Origin of the sequence: Streptosporangium sandarakinum (genome assembly GCF_013409935.1) — a bacterium.
In the GTDB taxonomy this organism is placed as follows: domain Bacteria; phylum Actinomycetota; class Actinomycetes; order Streptosporangiales; family Streptosporangiaceae; genus Streptosporangium; species Streptosporangium nondiastaticum.
The window spans coordinates 1,593,883-1,615,224 of sequence record NZ_JACCCO010000001.1; the positions used below are offsets into that span (position 1 = coordinate 1,593,883).

Genomic DNA, 21,342 nt, shown 5'->3' on the forward strand with positions numbered 1-21,342 from the left:
CCGCCTCCGTCCGGGGGCGCGGCGTCTCCCGCACCCCCGGACGGGCGCGCGGCGTCTCCCGCCGCGTCCGGAGCGGCACGCGGCGTTTCCCGCCCCGGTCCGGGGGCACAGTCGCCACGTGACGGATAAAACGGACATAGGGGATGACCGTGTCACGGTGACCCCGTGCGAGGACGGGCCGCTGCTACTGCGGGGCCCGTTCGTCCTCACCGCCCAGGACGGCACCGTCATCGACCCCGGTAGGTCCACGGTGGCGCTGTGCCGCTGCGGGCGATCGGCGGCCAAGCCCTTCTGCGACGGCTCGCACCGGCCCGCCCGCTTCCGCGCCCCGAGCGAGCCCGAGCCGCCCGCCTGACGGCGCCCCCGGCCCCGGGGCTCCGGTCCCGCGGCGCGCTCCCGGCCCGAAGCCTCCCGCCGGGTGGCGCCCTCCCGGCCCGGAGGTCTCCGCCGGGTCGCGCTCCCCCGCTCCGGGCGCCTCGGCCCGGACGGCTCCGGCCACGCCGGTCCCGCCGGTCCGGCGGTTCCGGTGCGCCCTGATCCACCGGGTCGAGTGCGCCGCCGTCCGCATCCGGCGGCCCGCGTACGGCACGCCGCCGAGGAACAGCCGCGCCGCCAGCGCCAGCCAGGCGCAGACCGCCCGCTCCAGCAGCCACACCGGCGCGAACAGCGCGGCGGAGAAGGGGAAGACCCGCCGCCCGCCGGCCCGGCGGCGGCCGGCCTCGGCGATCCCGACCGCCAGTCCGGCGCAGACCAGGACCATCCCGTACCTGCGGCGCGACAGCGCGACGGCCAGCGCGGGCAGCACGGACAGGAACGCCGCCAGGCGAACGGGCTGCGCGAGGTCGTCGTAGGCCTGCCGGACGCGCTGGGACCAGAACCGGGCCGGGTCCGGCGGCAGGCGGCGGACGTAAAGGCCGAGCAGGTGGCACTCCCGCCCGCCGTGGGCGCGGACCGTGCGGATGAGCTCCAGGTTCTCGAACAGCACGTCGCCGTCGTAGCCGCCCATCTCGTGGAAGACCGACCGGCGCACGCCGAAGGTGCCCGGGTAGTCGGCGCCGAAGGCGCGGTTGAGGAGGGTCCTGGCGGTGTCCCAGCGGGCGTGCCAGGGCAGCGGGTCGAAGTGGTTCTGCGGCCTGACCAGGTCGGCCCACCCGAGCAGGGCGCCGATCGAGGCCAGTTCCGCCGCGCCGTAACGCACGTCGTCGTCGGCGATGACCACGCGCCCGGCGCGGGCCCGGCGCATCCCGGTGACCACCCCGTTGACCTTGCCGTTGACGAAGGCGAGGTCGTCGTCGGGCCGGAGGTGCTCGGCGATCCCGGCCCAGGCGGCGGCGTGCCGCTCGAAGACCGGGGACGGGGAGCCGTCGACGACGATGACCCGCGTGTGGCGGGCGAGCCGGCGCAGGTAGCCCGTCAGCTCCGCCAGGCCCGCCTCGTCGCCGTCGTCCCAGCGCAGCGGCAGGACGTAGTCGAGGCCGGGGCCTCCCGCCCGGTCATCGTCCGTCATCGGCCGCTCACCGCCAGACCGGTTCCGCACGGGCCGTTCCCGTCCCACCCGGTTCCACGCGACCCGTTCCCGTCCGGCGTGGTCCCGCACGGGCCGTTCCCGTCCGGTGCGGTCCCGCGCGGCCCGGCCTCGCGCAGCGAGGTGACCCCGCGCTCCCAGCTCCCCAGGAGGTGCTCGGCGAAGAGCCGGTCCAGGGTGAGGGCGCACGCCGCGCCGTACAGGACGTCGGCGGCCAGGTCGGGGCGGTCGGCGGCGAACGCGCCGCACATGTCGTGCGCGGCGATCTGCTCGTGGACCGCGTCGGCCTGCACGTGCTCGTCGTAGAAGCGGCAGGCCGCGTCGTCGCCGCCGAGGCGGCGCAGTCCCCGGGCGTACCTGCGGTTGGGGACCGAGGAGGTCATCTCGAAGGCCGCGAGGTGGCCCAGCAGCGCGCCCCGGTGCCGCCGGCGCAGCCCGAACAGCGAGATGACGTTGCCGGTCGCCAGCGTGACCGCCGGGACCCGGTCGAGGTGGGCGCCGTAGGAATCGTCCAGGCCGAGACCGCGCATCGTGGCCCGGAACAGCTCCGAGTGCATGCGTCCGGGCCGGCCGCCGCCGTACTCGTCGGCCTGGATCTCCACGAGGGCGGCCTTGGCCGGGCCGCGCAGCCGTGGGATCGCCCAGGTGTGCGGGTCGGCCTCCTTGAGGTGGTAGACGGAGCGGTGGACGACGAACTCGCGGAACCGCTCCAGGTCGGCCCGCCGTTCCAGGAACGCCGCCAGTGACGGGCCGCCGTCGGCGGCGGCGACCAGCCCGGCGAGCGCCCGGCGCATGCGCGCGGGCGTCCCCGGCGGTGCGGCGGGCGACCGGGGCACGGCCTCCGCGAGGCCCGCCTCGAACCGCCGTTCCAGCGTCCGCCTGACCGCCAGCAGCGACGGCTCCCACTCCCAGTCCTCGTCGACCTCGCCGAACCCCTGGTAGTGCAGCTCGTAGCAGGCGAAGAGGGCGAGCTGGAGGTCCTCGTCCCCGATGGGCGGTCCCCCCGCGGGTTCCGGCGCCGGACCGAGGTCGTGCGGCGGGCGGACCAACCGGTCGAAGAGGAAGTCGGTGAGAGGCCCCCGAGGGGCGGGTAGCTGCATTTCACGGAACTCCAGGACGGTACGGCGGTGCGGGGCTCGGGGACGTTCCGGGAGGCGTCGCGGGGACGCCTCGGGGACGGTTCCGGCGACACGGCGGGTCCGGTTCAGCGCCGGTAGACCGACACGTGCCCCCGGCTGTCGCCGGTGAACGGGGCGGCCCGCCAGTCGGACCAGCGGTGTTCGAGCCGCATGCCCCCCAGGCGTGCCATGAGGTCGAGCTCGGCGGGCCAGGCGTAGCGGTGGTTGGCGGGCAGCAGCCGCACCCCGCCGGAGGCCAGGACGATCTTGGTGGTGTACATCATCTGGTCGGCGGGCGACAGCCGGGCCGCCTCGGCGACCACCTCGTCCTCGCGCAGCGACACCAGCCGCAGCGCCGTGCCGTGGCGGAACGCCCCCACGTCGGGCACCCACGCCTCGACCACGAACCGGCCGCCGGGCACGAGGTGGGCGGCGGCGTTGCGGAAGCAGTCGACCTGGGCGTCCTGCGAGGGCAGCGCGTAGATCGTGTTGTAGGCGAGGACGACGAGGCCGAACTCGCCGTCGACCCGGGTGGTGGAGAAGTCGCCCAGCGTCACCGGGACGCGGTCGCCGCCGGGCTTGGCGCGCAGCACCGCCGTCATCTCGGCCGAGCCGTCGATGCCCGCGACGGTGAGCCCCCTGGCGGCCAGCGGGAGGGCCAGCCGGCCGGTGCCGACGCCGAACTCCAGGACGGCCCGGCCCTCGGCCAGCTCTTGGAGCCGGTCCACCGCGGGTTCGGTGGGCAGGTGCGTCACGACCTCGTCGTAGACGTCGGCGGCGGCGCGACCGTAGGCGGAAGGGTCGAACTCCTGCGCCATGCGTCCCCCACCCCCCGAAAAGCACAAAAAGTACTTTCCCTTCCATAAGCCCACAAAAACCCCCGCGCTCGGTCCGGGGGACGGACCGGGCGCGGGGGCTTCGGGTGCGCGGTGCCTCGGCGCGGAGACCCCAGGTGCGCGGGCCCCGGGCACGGAGACCTCAGGCGCGCGGGGTTCCGGGCACCGGGGCCGCGGGTGCGCGGGACCTCAGGCGCGGCAGGCGGCCTCGACGCGGTCGGCGGCCTCGGCGACGGGGATCTCCTCCTTCGCGCCGGTGGCGCGGTCGCGCAGCTCGACGACGCCCTGGGCCAGGCCGCGTCCGACGATCAGGATCGTCGGCATGCCGAGCAGCTCGGCGTCCTTGAACTTCACGCCCGGGGAGACGCCCGCGCGGTCGTCCAGCAGGACGCGCAGGCCGCGCGCCTCCAGCTCCCCGGCGATCCGGCCGGCGACCTCGATCTGGTCGTCCTTGCCGGTGCCGACGATGTGGACGTCGGCCGGGGCGACCTCGCGGGGCCAGCGCAGACCCAGCTCGTCGTGCCGCTGCTCGGTCAGCACGGCCACGGCGCGGGAGACGCCGACGCCGTAGGAGCCCATGGTGATGCGGATCGGCTTGCCGTCGGGGCCGAGGGCGTCGAGCTTGGCCGCGTCGGCGTACTTGCGGCCGAGCTGGAAGATATGGCCGATCTCGATGCCGCGGTCGATGGACAGGCCGGAGCCGCAGACCGGGCAGGCGTCACCCGCCCTGACCTCGGCTGCCTCGATCGTGCCGTCGGCGACGAAGTCGCGCCCGGCGACGACGTTCACCGCGTGCCGGCCCGGCTCGTTGGCGCCGGTCACCCACGCGCTGCCGTCCACCACGCGGGGGTCGACGAGGTAGCGGATGCCGAGGTCCCTGAGCACCTGGGGGCCGATGTAGCCGCGGACCAGGCCGGGGTGCTTGACGAAGTCCTCGGCCTCGAAGATGGCGGGCTCGCCGGGGGCGAGCGCCGCCTCCAGGCGCTTGAAGTCGACCTCTCGGTCGCCGGGCACGCCGATCACCAGGGTCTCGATCTTGTCGGAGCCGGGCGTCGTGACCTTGACCACGACGTTCTTGAGCGTCCGGTCCGCGGTGAGGTCCAGGCCGTGGTGGGTGTTGAGGTGCGTGACCAGCGTCTCGATGGTCGGCGTGCCGGGGGTGTCGAGGACCTCCATGGCGGGCTGCTCGCCGGTGACCGCGGCCGGGGCCGGGGTGGTGACCGCCTCGGCGTTGGCCGCGTAGCCGCAGTTGTGGCAGGCCACGAAGGTGTCCTCGCCGGTCTCGGCGGGGGCGAGGAACTCCTCGGAGGCCGAGCCGCCCATCGCGCCGGAGGTGGCGAAGCAGATGCGGTAGTCGATGCCGAGCCGGTCGAAGATGCGGATGTAGGTCTCGCGGTGCCGCTCGTAGGAGCGCTTGAGGCCGTCGTCGTCGAGGTCGAAGGAGTAGGAGTCCTTCATGACGAACTCGCGGCCGCGCAGGATCCCGGCCCGGGGGCGGGCCTCGTCGCGGTACTTCGTCTGGATCTGGTACAGCGTCACCGGGTAGTCCTTGTAGGAGGAGTACTCCCCCTTGACCATGTCGGTGAACATCTCCTCGTGGGTGGGTCCGAGGAGGTAGTCGGCGCCCTTGCGGTCCTTGAGACGGAAGAGCGTGTCGCCGTACTCGGTCCAGCGGCCGGTGTTCTCGTAGTACTCGCGCGGCAGCAGGGCGGGGAAGAGCACCTCCTGGCCGCCCATGCGGTCCATCTCCTCGCGCACGACGCGCGCGACGTTCTCCAGGACCATCTTGCCGAGCGGCAGCCAGGAGTAGATGCCGGGCGCGACGCGGCGGACGTATCCGGCGCGGACGAGCAGCTTGTGGCTCGGGACCTCCGCGTCTGCCGGGTCGTCCCTCAGAGTTCGAAGAAACAGCGACGACATGCGCAGCAGCACGGCTACTCCTACCTAGCAGGGATTGAATGGCTACAGGCTATCGAGTCGCGCAACCGGGTTGCCGGTCATCCGGCGTTCCCCGCCGTCCCGCCGCCCTGACACCCCGGCGGGCCGCGGCCCACGCGGCCGTCCCACGGCTCGGAGGAACGCCGCCCGGAGGAACGCCGCCCGGTGGAACACCGCTCGGGAGAACGCCGCTCAGAGGAACGCCGCCCGGTGGAACACCGCTCGGTGGAACACCGCTCAGAGGAACGCGGCGCAGGCGGCCACGATGGCGAGCGCCACCGCCGCCGAGCGGACGCGGCCCCACCCGGGGCGCGTCGTGACGAGCAGGCCCAGCACCAGCGCCCCGACGACCAGGGTCTTCCACGGCCAGAAGCCCGGGACGTACTCCGGCCCGCCGGGCAGCGCCTTGTCCAGGCCGTCGACCGCGACGAGCCCGGCCAGCACGCCGCCCGCCAGGTCGCCCCACAGTGTGCCGCGCCGGGCGAGGTGGGCCAGGACGCCGATCACGACCAGGGTCGCCACCGTGACGTTCATGGCGGCGGCGCTGCCCGCGCCCAGGACCATGGTCCCGGGGTCGAAGAGCGTGGCGGCCAGCAGTGACAGCAGCGGGCCGAAGGTGGCCAGCGCGCAGCTCAGCGCCGCCCAGCCGAGACCGGCGGCGGTGTATCCCGCCACGACGACGAGCAGCACGTAGGCGTAGGGCTCGTAGAGCGATCCCAGCGGGTTGTGCGCGTGCGACAGCACCGCGCCCAGGCTGCCGAGCAGCATCCCCACGACGAGCGACAGCACCATGTGCAGCACGATGCCGCGCTGCCGGCGGTCCAGTTCCGCGCAGTCGTAATCGAAGCTTCGTTCAAGCCGTGCCACAGATCCCCCGATCATCACCTGCTCGTGGCCTCGGAAAGCATACGTGACCTGCAAGAATGCACAAAATTCCACCAAGCGTCGTTAAATCGGGACAGCTCCCAGGGGTGCCGCTCCGCACGGACTCCGCCGGGACGCTTTCCGCCTCCCCGGCGGGCCGCTCTGGCGGCGACGGCTCCGGTGGTACAGAGTCGGGGGTGAGAGCCGTCGATAGGTCGTCGCCGTCGCGGGGCCGCCGCCCCGGACGCCCCGGACCGCCCCGGGCCTTCCGGTCCGCCGGGGCGGGACCCGCGCCCGCGACGTCCGACGCCGAGGAGGCCGTGTGTCACTGCGAGTGGCGATTGTCGGGTCGGGCCCCGCCGGGATCTACACCGCCGAGGCGCTGACGAAACAGGCGGGCGCCGGGGTCGAGGTGGACGTCCTGGAACGGCTGCCCACGCCGTACGGGCTGGTCCGGTACGGCGTGGCCCCCGACCACACCTCCATCAAGTCGATCGCCGGGTACCTGCGCCGGGTGCTGGAGCTGCCCAACGTCCGTTTCCTGGGCGGCGTGGAGTTCGGCCGGGACGTGGACGCCGCCGACCTGCTCGGCTGCTACGACGCCGTGGTCTACTGCACCGGCGCGATGGTGGACCGGCGGATGGGGATCCCCGGCGAGGACCTGCCGGGCAGCGTGGCGGCCACCGACTTCGTGAACTGGTACTGCGGCCACCCCGACATGCCGGCCGACCGGTTCGTCCTCGACTGCCCCGAGGTCGCGGTGGTCGGCGTGGGCAACGTGGCGGTGGACGTGGTGCGGATCCTGGCCAAGACCGCCGAGGAGCTGCGCGCCACCGACGTTCCGGAGGAGGTGCTGGCCCGCCTGGCCGGCAGCCGGGTCAGGACCGTCCACATGATCGGCCGCCGCGGGCCGGAGCACGCCAAGTTCACCCTCAAGGAGCTGCGGGAGCTGGGCGAGCTGGCCAACGCCGACGTGTGCGTGCGGCGGGAGGAGGCGGTGGCCGACGTCACGGGCCTGCCGCGGCAGGTGCGGGGCAACGTCGAGGTGCTGCGGGGCTGGGCCGCCCGCGACCCGGCGGGCCGCCCCCGGCGGCTGGAGGTGCGGTTCTGGATGCGCCCGGTGGAGATCCTCGGGGAGGACCGGGTGACGGGCCTGCGACTGGAGCGCACCCGCCTTTCGGGGGGCCGGGTCGTGGGCACCGGCGAGTTCGAGACCCTCCCGGTGGGCATGGTGCTGCGCTCGGTCGGCTACCGCAGTGTCCCGCTGCCCGGCGTGCCGTTCTCCGAGGAGACCATGACCGTGCCGAACGAGGCCGGGCGGGTCCGCGACCGCGAGTACGTCGCGGGATGGCTCAAGCGCGGTCCCACCGGGGTGATCGGCACCAACAAGTCCGACGCCGCCGAGACGGTCCGCACCCTCCTCGCCGACCTCGCCGGCCTCGCCCGCGACCCGGTACGGCGCGGCGACATCGACGCCCTGCTGGCCTCCCGGGGCGTCTCCCCGATCACCTACCGGGAGTGGCTGGCCATCGAGGCGGCCGAGGCCGAGCTGGCGCGGAGCCTGGGACGCGGCGAGCGCGTCAAGCTCCTGGGCCTGGCCGCCATGCACGCCGCCTCGGGCCGCTGAGCCGTACGGCGGGCGTGTCCACCCGGAGGGCGTCCGGCGCGTCCACTTCAGGAACGGCCGAAAGCCCTCCGAACGCCCATCACGCACCACAAGGAGCAACCCCCATGCGCGTCACGCTCGGCGACCCGCTGGCTCTGATACCCGGCTTCGAGCAGGCCCACCGCGAGCAGACGGCGACCTACCCCCCGGTCTCCCCGGAGGAGATGGGGTGGCAGCCGGTGCACACCGTCTACGTGCCCGCCGACCGCTTCGACGCGGGCACGGTCGCGGCCTGGGGCGAGGCCGCGCTGGACCTGATGCGCCGGCACCTGTCCAGGAAGGACACGGCCCGGTTCTTCGAGATGCACGAGCAGACGGCCAGGGCCGTGCACGAGAGGGTGACGGCGAAGCTCGCCGCCGAACCGGTCGAGGACCTGCGGATCGACTTCGAGGACGGTTACGGCGGGAGCCCCGCCGAGGAGGACGGCCACGCCGTCCGGGCCGCCGAGGCGGTCGCCGCCATGCACGCCGGTGGAACGCTCCCCCGCCGGTGGGGGTTGCGGGTGAAGTCGTTCGCCGACGGCGACCCGGCCAGGAGCGTCCGGACGCTGGACGCCTTCCTCACCGGGGTGGTCGAGCGGGCGGGTCACCTGCCCCCGGGGTTCGTGGTCACCTTCCCCAAGGTGCTGATGCGGGACTACCTGGAGCAGTTCGCCGCCTGCCTCGCCGCCCTGGAGAAGGGACTGGGGCTGGGTGAGGGCGAGCTGCGGTTCGAGATGCAGGTCGAGGCCGTCCAGACGCTGCGGTTCCTCGACGCCGGGCTGGCCGCCGCACTCGGCGGCAGGCTGGCCGCCGCGCACTTCGGCGTCTTCGACTACACGGCGAGCTGCTCGCTGCCCCCGCACGAGCAGCGGCTGGACCACCCCGCGTGCGACCACGCCCGCCAGGTCATGCGGGCGGCGTTCGCCGGGACCGGGGTGGAGCTGTCGGACGGCTCGCTGGCCGCCGCGCCCGCCTCCGACGACCGGTACGCCGTGCGCAACCTGTGGTGGCGGCACGTGAGCCTGATCCGGCACTCCCTGGCGGACGGCTTCTACCAGGGCTGGGACATGCACCCGGCGCACCTGGTCAGCCGCTACGTCGCGGTCTACCACTTCCACCTGTCCCGCTACGACGAGTACCTCGGCAGGGTGCGGGCCTGGGAGGAGCGGCGCGCGGCCGAGGGCGGGACGCTGGAGGAGCCCGCCACGATCAGGACCGTGGCCGCCGCCCTGCGCCGCGCCGACCTGGCCCTCGGGAACGCCTGACCCCGGGTCCGGCCCGGCCGGGCGCGGCGGGCCGCCCGTCCGGCGGGGCCGTAGGGCGGGGACCGTGCGGCGGGCGGGCCGCGCGGCGGACGTCAGTCGATCAGCTGCCGCCACTGGCGGACGCGGTGCGGGTCCACCGGGTGGGACCACGACGCCCGTACGGCGCTGCCGACGTGGAAGGCCCGCACGCCGTACTCCTGCAGAACCGGGACGTGGGACGGCCGCAGCCCGCCGCCCGCCATGATCAGCGGCCCGTCTCCGGCGGAGCAGCGGGCCCGGAGGACGTCCAGGCCGTCCCGCACGCCGCCGGGGGCGCCCGAGGTGAGCACGGTGGCGAGGTTGGGCAGCAACCGCACGGCCCGCCAGCTCGCCCTGACGTCGGCCGCGTGGTCGACGGCGCGGTGGAAGGTCCACGGCAGCGGCGTGACGGCGTGGATGAGCGCCTCGGTGGCGGCCAGGTCGACCGCCCCCGCGGCGTCGAGGAAACCGAACACGAACCCGGCCGCGCCCGCGTCGGCGAGGGCCCGGGCGTCGCGCCGCAGGCCCTCCAGCGACTCGGGCGTGGCCAGGAACGAGGCCTCACCGCGCAGCATGACCATCTGTGGCAGCGCGCATTCCTTGGAGATCGCGGCGACCGTCTCCACCGCCGGGGTGAGCCCGTCGGCCGCCATGTCCGCCACGATCTCCAGGCGGTCGGCGCCGCCCTCCTCCGCCGCGACGGCGTCGCGCACGTCGAGGGCGATCACCTCAAGCAAGGATCTGGTCATGGAGGTGAGGCTATCCGATGACTTTGTCCTGGGATCTCCTTGGTTCAGCGGCGCCGTTCCAGGGACGGTCCACGGCCTCTCATCGACGAACCCCGACGGTCCGCGGCGAGCCGCCGTCCTCCGCGCCCGCCCCGCCGGCCACGGCCGGCTCACCCGGGACGGCCGGCTGGCCGGTCAGCGGGCCCGTCAGCGGGCCGCGGAGGTCGGCGAACGGCAGCGCACCGGCGAGGACGTCGCCGCGCAGGCCGCCCGCCCTCTGGAACAGCGCCCCGGAGGCGCGGTGCGGCAGGTCCACCGTGCGCAGGTGGGTGAAGCGCTGGCCGCGGTAGTACCGCTGGAGCCCGGGGTTGTCCTTGGAGCAGTCGAGGCGCAGCCACCTGCGGCCCGCCGCCAGCGCCCGCAGGCCCGCCCAGTCGAGCAGGGCCTGCCCCAGGCCGAGCCCCGCGCAGGCACGGGAGACGGACAGCTTGTGGACGTAGAGCGCCGTCCCGGGAGCGTCCTCGGCGGTCCAGAACTCGGGGTCGGCGTGACCGTCCAGGGCGAGGGTGGCCGCGGGGCCGTCCTCGCCGTCGAGCACGTACATGGTTCCCTCCTCGATCAGCGGGCTGATGCGCTCGGCCGGGAAGCCCCCCGCGGGCCACTGCCGCACGCCGCGGCGGTTGAGCCAGTCGGCGGTCTCGGCCAGGAGCGCGAGCACGCCCGCGAGGTCGCTCCCGTCCGCCCGGCGCAGGGTGAGACGGGCGGTGGTGGTGGGGTGGGTGGGGCGAGCGGTACCGGAGTGCATGGTGCATCCCTTCGTTGCGATGGGTGGAGAAGAGGACACGGAGAGTGCCGGTCCGATGGCATACGGCGACCGTGTCCGGCCAGGCGGAACGCCTAGGGGTCGAAGACGCGTAAGGGGAACGCGGAGGGGGGCCGGGAGCAGGCTCCGGCGGAGACCGCCCGGCTACGGCGCCCAGGGAGCCGATGGTCCTCGGAGACGGACCGACGGTGGTGCCCGGGGCCGGACGCGAGTGGGGAGGGAACGCCGTGCCCGCCGGGACCGCGGGCGCGGCCCGGTCCTCGCCCGCGGGGCGGGCGGGACTGGGGCCGCCCCGTCAGGGCGGTCACGGAGGCGTCAACGGCTTTCCAGCTCGTACCTGATCAGATGCTTGTCGGCGGGCAGCACGGACACCGCGACGCGCACCGGGGCGTCGGAGGAGTCGTAGCCGACCCGGACGTAGACCATGACCGGCGTGCCCTGCTGGAGCTGGAGCCGGTCCGCCTCCGAACTGGTGGGCATGCGCGCCCAGATGTCGTCGACGACCCGGACCTGGGGGTGGCCGAGCTCCGCCAGCACCCGGTTGGCCCCCCGGGTGATGTCGCCGGGGCGGGCGATCTCGGAGTCGGAGACCAGCTCCAGCGGGAAGTAGGAGTCGTTGGTGTTGTACGGCTGGCCGTCCACGAACCGCAGCCGGCGGCGGACCACGGCGTGCTCGTCGTCGGCCAGCTCCAGTCTGCTGGCGATCTCCTCGGCCGGCCGTACGATCGAGACCTCGATGTGCTGGCCGGGCGAGCGTCCCTCCTGGGAGACGGCCCAGGCGAACGCCTCGCGGGTCTCCCCCGACTGGGGCCGCAGCTCGCGCTGGGGATGCATGAGCAGCGGGCGGCGCTCCCTGACCACGGTCCCCCGGCGGGGGGTGCGGGTGACCAGGCCCTCGTTGACCAGCTCGCCCAGGGCGAGCCGCACGGTGTTCCGGCTCACCTGATGGGCCAGCATGAGCTCCGCCTCGGTCGGCAGCTGATCCCCCGGTCCGAGCGCACCGGAGTAGATGGTCCTCCTGAGTTCGGAGGCCACCTGCTGATACAGCGTTGACCGTGGCATTAAGTCCCCTTTGTGCCAACAAACTAGACGATCTGGTTCTAGCGGGAAACCGGCCCTTGACCCAACCTCCCGCAACCCGCATCATCCAATCGTTGGTACAAATCCATCGAAAGGTCGGCGAGGGGGTGAAGGTCCGGGTGTTGCCGGTCCCCGCGGACGCGCCATATGTGCCCTGGCGCGAACCCCGCGAGGCAACGCGTTTACTGCGCTACGCGCTGCACCGCCAGGGGTTCACCCACACCTACCAGAGCAACGGGAACGGGATGTCGGTCCTCTCGGTCCAGACAGACCTGACCGTCTGGTGCAGAAGCGGGCTCTTCGTCTGGGACGAGGAAGGCCGCGAGACCTGCCACCCCGCCGACGACCCCGCGGGGGCGGCCCGCGTCATCTCCCTGCACTACCGGAGACCCGCGTTCGCCGCCCCCATCCGGGAGAGGACGGGCTTTCGCGCCCCCGCCTCTCCCGTCACCTACTCCGTGCGCGACTGAACGGCCCGAGGACCCCACCCCTCGCCGGGGTCCTCGGGCCGGCGCGCCGGGGCGGAGCGCGTCCTGGCGGGTCCCCCACGCCCGCCAGGACGCGTATCCCGCGTCCCCCGCGCCCTCAGCCCCGCCCCCTTCCGGCGCGGCCCCTCCCGTGCCGCGTCACTCCGCCCCGGGGTCCCCTGCCGCGGGCGTCCCCGCCACGGCGCCTCCCGTCCCGGATGTCCCAGCGGGCACACCCGGGGAAGGCGCGCCCGCCGCGGGCGGTTCCGGTCCGGCCGTGCCGCCGTCCGCCCCGCCCTCCATGACGGAGATCCGGAGGGCCCGGCGAGCCCGGGGGGCCCGGCGAGCGTCCCGGGCCGCGGATGCGAACATGGGCTCCTACGCGACCCGGGCACCGGAGCCGGGCCGCCGCCCAAGCGCCGCCCCCGAGGGGCGCGGGGCCGGCCTCGACGGAGTCAGCATGCACAGCGGCCTTCCCCAGGACCCGCCAGGCGATCGGGACACGCCCCACGGCGCGCCCGGCGGGGCGCCCGGCGGGGCGCCCGGCCGGTGGGGCGCGCCCGGCGGCCCGCGAACGACCGGAGGGCCGGACCGCCCGCGAGGCGTCGACGAGCGGCGGTTCCGCTCGGTGCTCGGTCACTTCGCCACCGGCGTCGTCGCCGTCACCGCGCTCGCCCCCGGCGGCCGCCCGCACGGCCTGGCCGTCGGCTCCTTCACCTCCGTCTCCCTCGACCCCCCGCTGGTGGCCTTCTGCGTGGGCAGGACCAGCACGAGCTGGCCGCACCTCCGGCCCGCCGACGTCCTGACGGTCAACGTGCTCGCCGAACACCAGAGGCCGGTCTGCGACGCCCTGGCCGCCAGCGGCGGGGACAAGTTCGCCGGCCTGGACTGGACCCCCTCCCCCGCGGGCAACCCGGTGTTCGACGGGGCGCTGGCCTGGATCGACTGCTCGGTCGAGGCCGAGTATCCCGCCGGGGACCACATGATCGTGGTCTGCCGGGTGCGTGACCTGGACGTTCACGCGAGCGGCGGACCGCTGGTGTTCTTCCGGGGCCGCTACGGCGCCCTCCACCTCTGACGCCTCCCCGCCCCGGCATCCCCCACCGCTCCCGGCACCGGCGGAAGGCGGGGACAATTGCCGGGTGCGATTCGGGATTCTTGGGACCACACAGGCGTGGCGGGACGACGAGGGTGAGGTGAACCTCGGGGGGCCGGCCCGGCGGGCGCTGCTGACCCTGCTGCTGGCCCGGCCCGGAGAAGCGGTGGCGGCCGATCGCCTCATCGACGACCTGTACGGCGAGCGGCCGCCGGACGGCGCCGGGCACGCCCTGCAGTCGCAGATCTCCCGGCTGCGCCGGGCCCTGGGCCCCGGCGCGACGATCGAGGCGGCTCCGCCGGGCTACCGGCTCGCGGCCGGCCCCGGCGACGTGGACGCCCACCGCTTCGAACGGCTGGCCGACGAGGGACGGCGGGCGCTCACGACCGGGGACGCCGCGCGGGCCGCCGCCCTGCTGCGCGAGGCCCTGGACCTGTGGCGGGGGCCGGCACTGGCCGACGCCGCCGCGGCCGGGTCCGTCCAGGCCCTGGTCACGCGGCTGGAGGAGCGCAGGCTGGGCGCGCTGGAGGACCGGATCGAGGCGGATCTGCGCCTGGGCGGGCACCGCTCCGCCGTACCGGAGCTGCGGGAGCTGGCGGACCGGCATCCGCTGCGGGAGCGGCTGCGCGGCCTGCTCATGCGGGCCCTCGCGGCCGACGGCAGGCAGGCCGAGGCACTGGTGGCCTTCGAGGAGACCCGGCGGCTGCTGGCCGACGAGCTCGGCGCCGACCCCTCCGCCGGGCTGGCCGCGATCCACCGGTCCATCCTCCGGGGAGAGGCGCCCGCCGTCCCCGGCCAGAGCGCGCCGCCCGCACCTCCCATGACGGCCGGGGCGACCGGGTCGTTCGCGTCTCCCGTGACGGCCGGGGCGCCCGGAGGGACCGGTGTGCCGGGACCGTCCGCCTCGGGCGCGCCGCCCGCGCTCGCCGCGCCGCCCGCGCAGCTGACGAGCTTCGTCGGCCGTGCCGGGGACCTCACCGAGATCGCCCGCCTCCTGGACTCCGCGCGCCTGGTCACCCTGCTCGGCCCCGGCGGCGCGGGCAAGACCCGGCTGGCGGTCGAGGCGGTGAGCGGCCGGTCCGGCGTCTGCTTCGTCGAGCTGGCGCCGCTGCGTGACGGCACGGAGCTGCCGCGGGCCCTGCTCGGCGCGCTCGGCCTGCGCGAGGGCGGGCTGCTCGCCGTACCGGCCGGGACCACTCCCCTGTCCCGGCTGGTCGCGGCGCTGGCCGACCGGCCTCCGCTGCTGGTCCTCGACAACTGCGAGCACGTCGTCGCGGCCGTCGCCGAGCTGGCCGGGCACCTGCTGGCCGCCTGCCCCGGGTTGCGCGTCCTGGCCACCAGCCGCGAACCGCTCGGCATCACCGGCGAGCACCTGTGGCCGGTCCGCCCGCTGGCGCCGGACCAGGCTGCGCGCCTGTTCGCCGACCGGGCCTCGGCCGTACGGCCCGGCTTCGCCCGGACCGGAACCGGGACCGAGGCCGGGACCGAGGCCGTGCGGCGCGTCTGCGCGGCGCTCGACGGCCTGCCGCTGGCGATCGAACTGGCCGCGGCGAGGACCCGCACCCACGACGTGACGGAGATCGCCGCCCGCCTGGACGACCGGTTCCGCCTGCTGTCGCGCGGCAGCCGCGCGGCCGACGCCAGGCACCGGACGCTGCGCGCGGTCGTGGCGTGGAGCTGGGACCTGCTGAGCGAGGAGGAGCGGGTCGCGGCCAGGCGGCTGACGGTCTTCTCCGGCGGCGCGACCGCCGGAGCCGCGGAGCGCGTCTGCGGGATCGAGGACGCCGAGGACGTGCTCGACTCACTGGCCGACAAGTCCTTCGTGGAGTTCGGCGGCGGGCGCTACCGCATGCTGGAGACGATCCGCGCCTACTGCGCCGAGCGGCTGGAGGAGGCCGGGGAGGCCGGCGCCGTACGGCGGGCGCACGCCGGCCACTTCCTTGATCTGGTCAGGGACGCCGCGCCCGGCCTGCTGCGCACCGGGCAGCTCCGCCGGCTGGAGGTCCTCACCGCCGAGCACGAGAACCTCCACGCGGCGCTGCGCTGGGCCGTCGAGACCGGGGAGACCGCGACCGGCCTGGGCCTGCTGGGAGCCATGTCGGGCTATCTGTGGATGCGCGGCATGCGTTCTTCGGTGACGGCGCAGGCCGTCGCGCTGCTGGAGGCGATCGGCCCCGACCCCGACCCGGCGTTCGGGGACGACTACGTCATGTGCGCGCTCACCGCCGCGGCCGGCGAGGCCGGCAGGCGGGCGTGGGAGCGTCACCGGGGGGCCGCGGAGGCGATCGTCCTGCGCCCGGACCGGCCGCGGCGCAACCCGCTCACCGCGTTCCTGTGGCCGATGCTCAACAGCGGCGGGTCCGGCGAGGACGTGGGGGTCGCCCTCGCGGTGATCACACGCGGGCGGACCTCCCCCGACCCGTGGGAGCGGGCGGCCGCCTGCCTGGTCTGGGGCTACCCGCAGCTGGCGAGCGGTGACTTCGCCCAGGCCGAGCGGGAGTTCACCGCCGCCGCCGACGCCTTCCGGGCTCTCGGCGACCGCTGGGGGACGGCGCTGGCCCTGGACGCGCTGGCCGGGCTGGCCGGATGGTGCGACGACCCGGCGCGGGCGATCGCGCTGACCGACGAGGCGCTGACCCTCACCGAGGAGCTGGGGGCGGACGAGGACAGTTCGGACCTGCTGTGCAACCGGGGCGACCACCGGGTCCGCCTGGCTCACCTCGCCGGGGCGCGCGCCGACTACGCGCGGGCCGCCGAGCTGGCGCGCCGCGCGGGCAGCCCCACCTGCCTGGCCGCCGCGCTGCGCGGCCTCGGCGACATCGCCCGGCTGGAGGGAGACCTGACCGGGGCGCGGAGGCTGTACGAGGAGGCACTGGAGCGTTTCGACCCGCACTGGGTCAGGAGCGTGGGCAACCGCGTGGGCGCGCTCGTCGGGCTCGGCCGGGTCGAGGAGCGCCGGGGCCGGATCGCCGAGGCGCGGGCGCGGTACCGGCAGGCCGTCGAGCTGGCGGTGAGATCGGGGCCGCTTCCCGACGGCGCCAGGGCGGTGGAGTGCCTCGCCGGGACCGCGCTGGCCGAGGGCGACGCCGCCTCGGCGGCCCGGCTGCTCGGCGCGGCCACCGCGCTGCGCGGCGTCATGGCCGCCGATGACCCGGACGCGGCCCGGACGGCGTCCGCCGCGCGGGACGCGCTGGGCGAGCGGGCGTACGAGGCGGCCCGCCGCGAGGGGCTGCGGCTGACCCCGGAGGAGGCGTTGCGCCTGGCCGGGGTGTCCGAGCACGTCATCCGTTCCTCGCCGGCCCTCGGCTTCGCCGCCGAGGGCTGAGGCGGCCGGTGAGCCTCCGGTGAGCGGCCGGTGAGGCGCGCGGGAGGCGGTGCGGCGGAGGTGAGGGCGCGGTGAGCGCCCCCGGACAGGCTTGCCGTCATGAACACCACTTCGCAGCTCAAGAACAAGCCCAGGAACAAGAACGTCCTGATCTCCGGCGCGAGCGTCGCCGGTCCCGCGCTCGCCTACTGGCTGCGCCGTCACGGCTTCAACCCCACCGTGGTGGAGCGGGCGCCCGCGCTGCGTGACGGCGGTTACGCGGTCGACTTCCGCGGCCGGGCCCACCTGACCGTCCTGGAGCGGATGGGCATCCTGGACGACGTCCGGCGCGCCCGGACGGGCATGGGCGCGATGTGGTACGTCAACGAGTCCGGGAAGAAGCTGGCCGCGATGCCCGCCGACCTCTTCAGCGGTGACATCGAGATCCTCCGCGGCGACCTGGCCCGCATCCTGTACGAGGCGACCCGGGACGACGTCGAGTACGTCTTCGGCGACTCCATAGCCGCCATGACGGAGGACGAGCACGGCGTCGAGGTCACCTTCGAGCGGGGCGCGCCCCGCAGGTTCGACCTCGTGGTGGGCGCCGACGGCCTGCACTCGACGGTGCGCTCGCTGGCCTTCGGCCCGGAGTCCCGGTACGTGAAGGACCTGGGGCTGCACTGCGCGGTCTTCACCACCGACAACTTCCTCGGACTCGACCACACCGGGCATCTGTACAACACCCCCGGCAGGCTCGTCGGCCTCTACAGCTCCCGGAACAACACCGAGGCCAAGGCCACGTTCTACTTCGGCTCGCCGAAGCAGTCCTACGACCGCCACGACACCGGGCAGCAGAAGAAGATCCTCGCCGAGGCGTTCGCCGGGGTCGGCTGGGAGACCCCGCGGCTGCTGGAGGCGATGTGGGACGCGCCCGACTTCTACTTCGACTCCGTCAGCCAGGTCCGCATGGACGGCTGGTCGCGGGGCCGGGCCGTCCTGCTCGGCGACGCCGCCGCCTGCCCCTCGCCGCTGTCGGGCATGGGCACCGGCATGGCCATGGTGGGGGCGTACGTCCTGGCCGGGGAACTGGCGGCGGCCGGCGGCGACCACCGTACGGCGTTCGCCCGCTACGAGGAGGAGATGCGCGACTACGCCGGCGGCTGCCAGAAGGGGGCCGAGGGGACCGCGAAGGTGATGGTCCCGGAGAACCGCTTCGTCGCCTGGTTCATGAGCCAGAACTACCGGCTGCTGCCGTACGTGCCGTGGAAGGGCATGATCGCCAAGGGGGCCCGCAGGACGGCCGAGGCGATCACCTTGAAAAACTACGGCCTCTGACCCGGTGTCGCCCTGGGTACCACAGCACCATGGAGCGAACGGCACGATCCGGTGGTCCCGGTCACCGCGCGGCCGGGGGCCGGAACGTGGAAAGCCGATGATCGCCGTCATCCTGGCCCTGTGCGCCGCCGCGTGCAACGCCACCGCCTCGGTGCTGCAGCGCAAGGCGGCACGCGCCCTCCCGGAGAGCGGGGTGTCCGGCTTCACGCTGGCCTGGCGGCTGGTGCGGAACCCGGTGTGGCTGGGCGGCATCGGCGCGCTCATCGGAGGCTTCCTCTTCCAGGCCGCGGCGCTGGCCACCGGCGGCCTCACGCTCGTGCAGCCCCTCCTCATCACCGAGCTGCCCTTCACGATCGCCCTCGCCGCGAAGATCTTCGACATCCGGCCGAACCCGGAGACATGGCTGGCCATCGGCTCCCTGACCGGAGGACTCGCCCTCCTGCTGGTGGCCGCCTCCCCCTCACCCGGGCGGAGCTATCCCGACCCGGACGAATGGCTGATCACCGTCACGGTGACGGTCTGCGTGATGGGAGGTCTCATCGCGGCGGCGAGGGCCTCCCGCGGACACCTCCGCGCGGCCCTGCTCGGCACCGCCTCCGCCCTGGGGTTCGCCTTCACCGCCACGCTGATGAAGGAGGCCACCCATGTCCTCTCCGCGGAGGGGACCGGGGTGCTGACCACCTGGTCGCCGTACGCCATGGTCGCGGCCGGCCTGGTGAGCGTCGTGCTCCTGCAGGAGGCGCTGCGAAGCGGAAGCCTGGTGGTCGTGCAGCCGGCGCTCAGCGTCGTCGATCCGGTGATCAGCATCGTGTACGGCGTCGCGCTGTTCGACGAGACGATCCGGCTGGGTCCGTGGATCGTTGCGGAGCTGGCCGGCCTTGGACTGATCCTCTACGGCACCGTACGGCTGGCCCGCTCGCGTTTCATCCAGGGATGAACCGGGCGAGGGGGTCCGCGAGGCCGAAGAACGACTCGACGGGCGGCGCGGCGAACAGCGCCGCCGCCCGGGCCGCCCGCCGGTCGCGTTCCCCGTCGCGCCCCAGCCGGTCCAGCGCGGCGGGCAGCTCCCCGGGGCCGGGGACGTACACGCTCAGCCCGGCTCGCGCCATGGCCAGGACGCCGTCCCTGCCGTGCCCGGGGATCGGCCGGCAGGAGAGGACCGGCACCCCGGCCGCCATCGCCTCCCGGCACGTCAGGCCCGCCGCGTTGTCCACCAGCGCGTAGGCGGCGGCCATCAGCCCCGGCATGTCGTCGCACCAGCCGAGGGCGATCGCGGTGCCTGCCAGGCGGCGGCGCAGCTCCCGGTTGCGCCCGCACAGCACGACGGGCACGTACCGTCCCGAACCCGCCAGGACGCCGGCCGTCTCCTCCACCTCCCCCACACCCCACGAACCCGCCGAGACCAGGACCAGCCGCTCCCCCGCCCGCACGCCGGGCGGGAGCCACGCCGTACCGGGACCGGTGTCAGGGACCGAGCCGGGACTGGGGCCGTTGTCCGGTCCCGAGCCGGAAGTGGAGCCGGGGTCAGGTCCCGAACCGGGAGTGGAGCCGGGGTCGGCGCCGGGGCCGGGGCGGCGGAACTCCGGCCGCACGACGGGGGCGTGGCAGGAGGCCGGACGGCCGGTGGCGGCCCGCACTGCGCGCGCGGTCGCCTGGTCCGGGCACAGGTAGCGGTCGTTGCCCGGGTGCAGCCAGAGGCGGTGCGCCGCGAAGTCGGTCAGCAGGACCGTGCTGGGCGCCCGCAGGAGGCCGCGCCGCCGCAGGTGCCCGGCCGCCTGCGCGGCCAGGTGGAAGGTCGAGACGACCTCGGACGGCGGCCTGCGGCGTACCAGCCGGCGCAGCCCGGCCGCGGCCAGGAGCGTCAGCGGCGACACCGGGGGCGTCCGGCCCGGCGCGGGCACCGCACCCGGTCCGCCGCCCCCGCCCTCCGCCCGCGCGGGTTCCCCGTCCACGCCGACCCTCCCGTCCACATCGGGCGTCCCGTTCCCTACGGGCGTCCCGCCGGGTGTGAAGAAGACGCGGTAGATCAGCGCGTACATCCAGGGGGCCGAGCGCATCATCCAGCCGTACCACCGGCGCAGTCCCGCCCCGAGCCGGAGCGGCAGCAGCTCCAGCACGTCGGCCACCTCGGAGTCGACGCCCCCGGCCGACAGCCGCCTGGCCAGCTCCGCCGCGACCGCGTCATGCCCGGCGCCCATGCTCGCGCTGAGGATCAGCACCGTGCGCCGCGTTGGCATCGCGTCCCCTCTCGCGCAGACTCTGAGGGGTGAGACGTTCCGCGCCGGTCCCGGCCGGCTCCGGTGAACCGGGTCGCGGGAGGACGGGCCCCGGAAAGGCGGGCCGTGCCGCGCCGGCCGCGCACACGCCCGGAGCGCCGGGTCGTGCCGCACTGGCGGTCGCCGGCCTGGCACTGCTCCACGTGGGACCGGCGGCGACCTGGCTGCCCGCCGTACGGCGCCTGCTGCCCGGACTGGCCGGGGCGGGGGCGGCCGACCACGTCGCCCTGACCTTCGACGACGGGCCCGACCCGCGCTCCACCCCGCGTTTCCTCGATGAGCTGGCGCGGCTCGGCTGCCGGGCCACGTTCTTCGTGCTCGGCGAGATGCTCGAACGCCATCCCGCGCTGGGCCGGCGCGTCGTCGCCGACGGCCACGAGATCGCGGTGCACGGCTGGCACCACGGCAACGCCCTCGCCGCCGCGCCGGGCCGGACGGCGGCCGAGATCGGCGCGGCGGCCCGGCTGGTGATGGCCGTCACCGGCGTCCGCCCCGCCTGGTACCGGCCGCCCTACGGCGTGCTCAGCGCCGAGGCCCTGGTCGCCGCGCGGGTCCTGGGCCTGCGCCCGGTGCTGTGGACCGCCTGGGGCCGCGACTGGACCCGGTCGGCGACGCCGTCCTCCGTGCTGGCCGCCCTGGCCCCCGGCCTGCGCGGCGGGGCCACGCTCCTGCTGCACGACTCCGACCACACCTCCGCTTCCGGATCCTGGCGCTCGGGGCTCGGCGCCCTGCCGGAGCTGGTGGCGCGCTGCCGCTCCGCGGGCCTGCGGGTCGGGCCGCTGCGGGACCACGGCGTCAGCGGCGTCAGCGGCTCCAGGGGCTCCAGCGGCTCCCGCGGCGCCGTCCGCCGGCATCCGGTCCTCCACCACACCCCCGGGACCGCCGCGCCGGGGAACACGGGCGACGCGGAAAACACCCCGGGCCCCTGGAACGGCTTTCATGACAATCCACTACCTACCACCCGGAAGGAAAAGCCCGGCGCTTTCCAATGACTAGGTAAGGGCAAAACATCAAACGCTCT

At 75.0% G+C, this 21,342-nt stretch carries 17 protein-coding genes; 9 read left to right on the plus strand and 8 right to left on the minus strand.

Features of this window, described 5'->3' with window-relative positions; translation table 11 throughout:
- The first annotated feature begins 157 nt into the window (after positions 1-157).
- Positions 158-355 carry a CDGSH iron-sulfur domain-containing protein gene (locus HDA43_RS07055; RefSeq protein WP_312873067.1) on the plus strand — a complete coding sequence of 66 codons (198 nt, stop codon included), beginning with the start codon at positions 158-160 and terminating at the stop codon, positions 353-355.
- Between the two features lie 1,148 nt (positions 356-1,503).
- Here HDA43_RS07055 and HDA43_RS07065 read toward each other — a convergent pair.
- The 4 genes from HDA43_RS07065 to HDA43_RS07080 form a co-directional block, all read right to left on the minus strand.
- On the minus strand, positions 1,504-2,625 hold the full coding sequence (locus tag HDA43_RS07065) for an iron-containing redox enzyme family protein (protein WP_179818905.1): 1,122 nt from the start codon (positions 2,623-2,625) through the stop codon (positions 1,504-1,506).
- 104 nt (positions 2,626-2,729) lie between these two features.
- Entirely contained in the window at positions 2,730-3,461 is a 732-nt protein-coding gene (locus tag HDA43_RS07070; RefSeq protein WP_179818907.1) for a class I SAM-dependent DNA methyltransferase, read from the minus strand.
- A gap of 207 nt (positions 3,462-3,668) precedes the next feature.
- The gene (locus HDA43_RS07075; protein ID WP_179818908.1) at positions 3,669-5,411 is read right to left on the minus strand and encodes a proline--tRNA ligase; all 1,743 of its coding nucleotides are present in this window, start codon (positions 5,409-5,411) and stop codon (positions 3,669-3,671) included.
- 243 nt (positions 5,412-5,654) lie between these two features.
- Positions 5,655-6,284 (minus strand): hypothetical protein, encoded by a 630-nt coding sequence (locus HDA43_RS07080; RefSeq protein ID WP_179818909.1) that lies wholly within the window; start codon positions 6,282-6,284, stop codon positions 5,655-5,657.
- A 319-nt stretch (positions 6,285-6,603) separates the two neighbouring features.
- On the opposite strand from HDA43_RS07080, the gene HDA43_RS07085 reads away from it, so the two are divergent.
- Positions 6,604-7,908, plus strand: coding sequence for an FAD-dependent oxidoreductase (locus HDA43_RS07085; RefSeq protein WP_179818910.1), 1,305 nt, complete (start codon positions 6,604-6,606; stop codon positions 7,906-7,908).
- 104 nt (positions 7,909-8,012) lie between these two features.
- Entirely contained in the window at positions 8,013-9,194 is a 1,182-nt protein-coding gene (locus HDA43_RS07090; RefSeq protein WP_179818911.1) for a DUF6986 family protein, read from the plus strand.
- 92 nt (positions 9,195-9,286) lie between these two features.
- Here the strand turns inward: HDA43_RS07090 and HDA43_RS07095 are convergent, their stop codons facing one another.
- From HDA43_RS07095 to HDA43_RS07105, 3 genes are all read right to left on the minus strand, one after another.
- Complete coding sequence (locus tag HDA43_RS07095; RefSeq protein WP_179818912.1) at positions 9,287-9,961, minus strand: copper homeostasis protein CutC; 675 nt, start codon at positions 9,959-9,961, stop codon at positions 9,287-9,289.
- Positions 9,962-10,040: 79 nt separating this feature from the next.
- Positions 10,041-10,745, minus strand: coding sequence for a GNAT family N-acetyltransferase (locus tag HDA43_RS07100; protein ID WP_246423920.1), 705 nt, complete (start codon positions 10,743-10,745; stop codon positions 10,041-10,043).
- Positions 10,746-11,078: 333 nt separating this feature from the next.
- A complete protein-coding gene (locus HDA43_RS07105) occupies positions 11,079-11,825 on the minus strand; it encodes a GntR family transcriptional regulator (protein ID WP_179818913.1) in 747 nt (248 codons plus the stop codon).
- 92 nt (positions 11,826-11,917) lie between these two features.
- Between HDA43_RS07105 and HDA43_RS07110 the strand changes: the two genes are divergently transcribed.
- The 5 genes from HDA43_RS07110 (at position 11,918) to HDA43_RS07130 (ending at position 18,982) form a co-directional block, all read left to right on the plus strand.
- Positions 11,918-12,313 carry a hypothetical protein gene (locus HDA43_RS07110; RefSeq protein ID WP_179818915.1) on the plus strand — a complete coding sequence of 132 codons (396 nt, stop codon included), beginning with the start codon at positions 11,918-11,920 and terminating at the stop codon, positions 12,311-12,313.
- Between the two features lie 457 nt (positions 12,314-12,770).
- On the plus strand, positions 12,771-13,388 hold the full coding sequence (locus tag HDA43_RS07115; RefSeq protein WP_246423921.1) for a flavin reductase family protein: 618 nt from the start codon (positions 12,771-12,773) through the stop codon (positions 13,386-13,388).
- 64 nt (positions 13,389-13,452) lie between these two features.
- Positions 13,453-16,731, plus strand: a complete 3,279-nt coding sequence (locus tag HDA43_RS36330; RefSeq protein WP_179818917.1) for an AfsR/SARP family transcriptional regulator — start codon at positions 13,453-13,455, stop codon at positions 16,729-16,731.
- Positions 16,732-16,830: 99 nt separating this feature from the next.
- Entirely contained in the window at positions 16,831-18,045 is a 1,215-nt protein-coding gene (locus HDA43_RS07125) for an FAD-dependent monooxygenase (protein WP_179818919.1), read from the plus strand.
- Positions 18,046-18,142: 97 nt separating this feature from the next.
- Positions 18,143-18,982 carry a DMT family transporter gene (locus tag HDA43_RS07130; protein ID WP_179818921.1) on the plus strand — a complete coding sequence of 280 codons (840 nt, stop codon included), beginning with the start codon at positions 18,143-18,145 and terminating at the stop codon, positions 18,980-18,982.
- Here the strand turns inward: HDA43_RS07130 and HDA43_RS07135 are convergent.
- Positions 18,969-20,282 (minus strand): MGDG synthase family glycosyltransferase, encoded by a 1,314-nt coding sequence (locus HDA43_RS07135; protein WP_246423922.1) that lies wholly within the window; start codon positions 20,280-20,282, stop codon positions 18,969-18,971. The genes HDA43_RS07130 and HDA43_RS07135 overlap by 14 nt on opposite strands.
- Positions 20,283-20,311: 29 nt before the next feature.
- Here HDA43_RS07135 and HDA43_RS07140 point away from each other — a divergent pair, with 29 nt between their 5' ends.
- A complete protein-coding gene (locus tag HDA43_RS07140; RefSeq protein ID WP_312873068.1) occupies positions 20,312-21,313 on the plus strand; it encodes a polysaccharide deacetylase family protein in 1,002 nt (333 codons plus the stop codon).
- Positions 21,314-21,342: the final 29 nt, after the last annotated feature.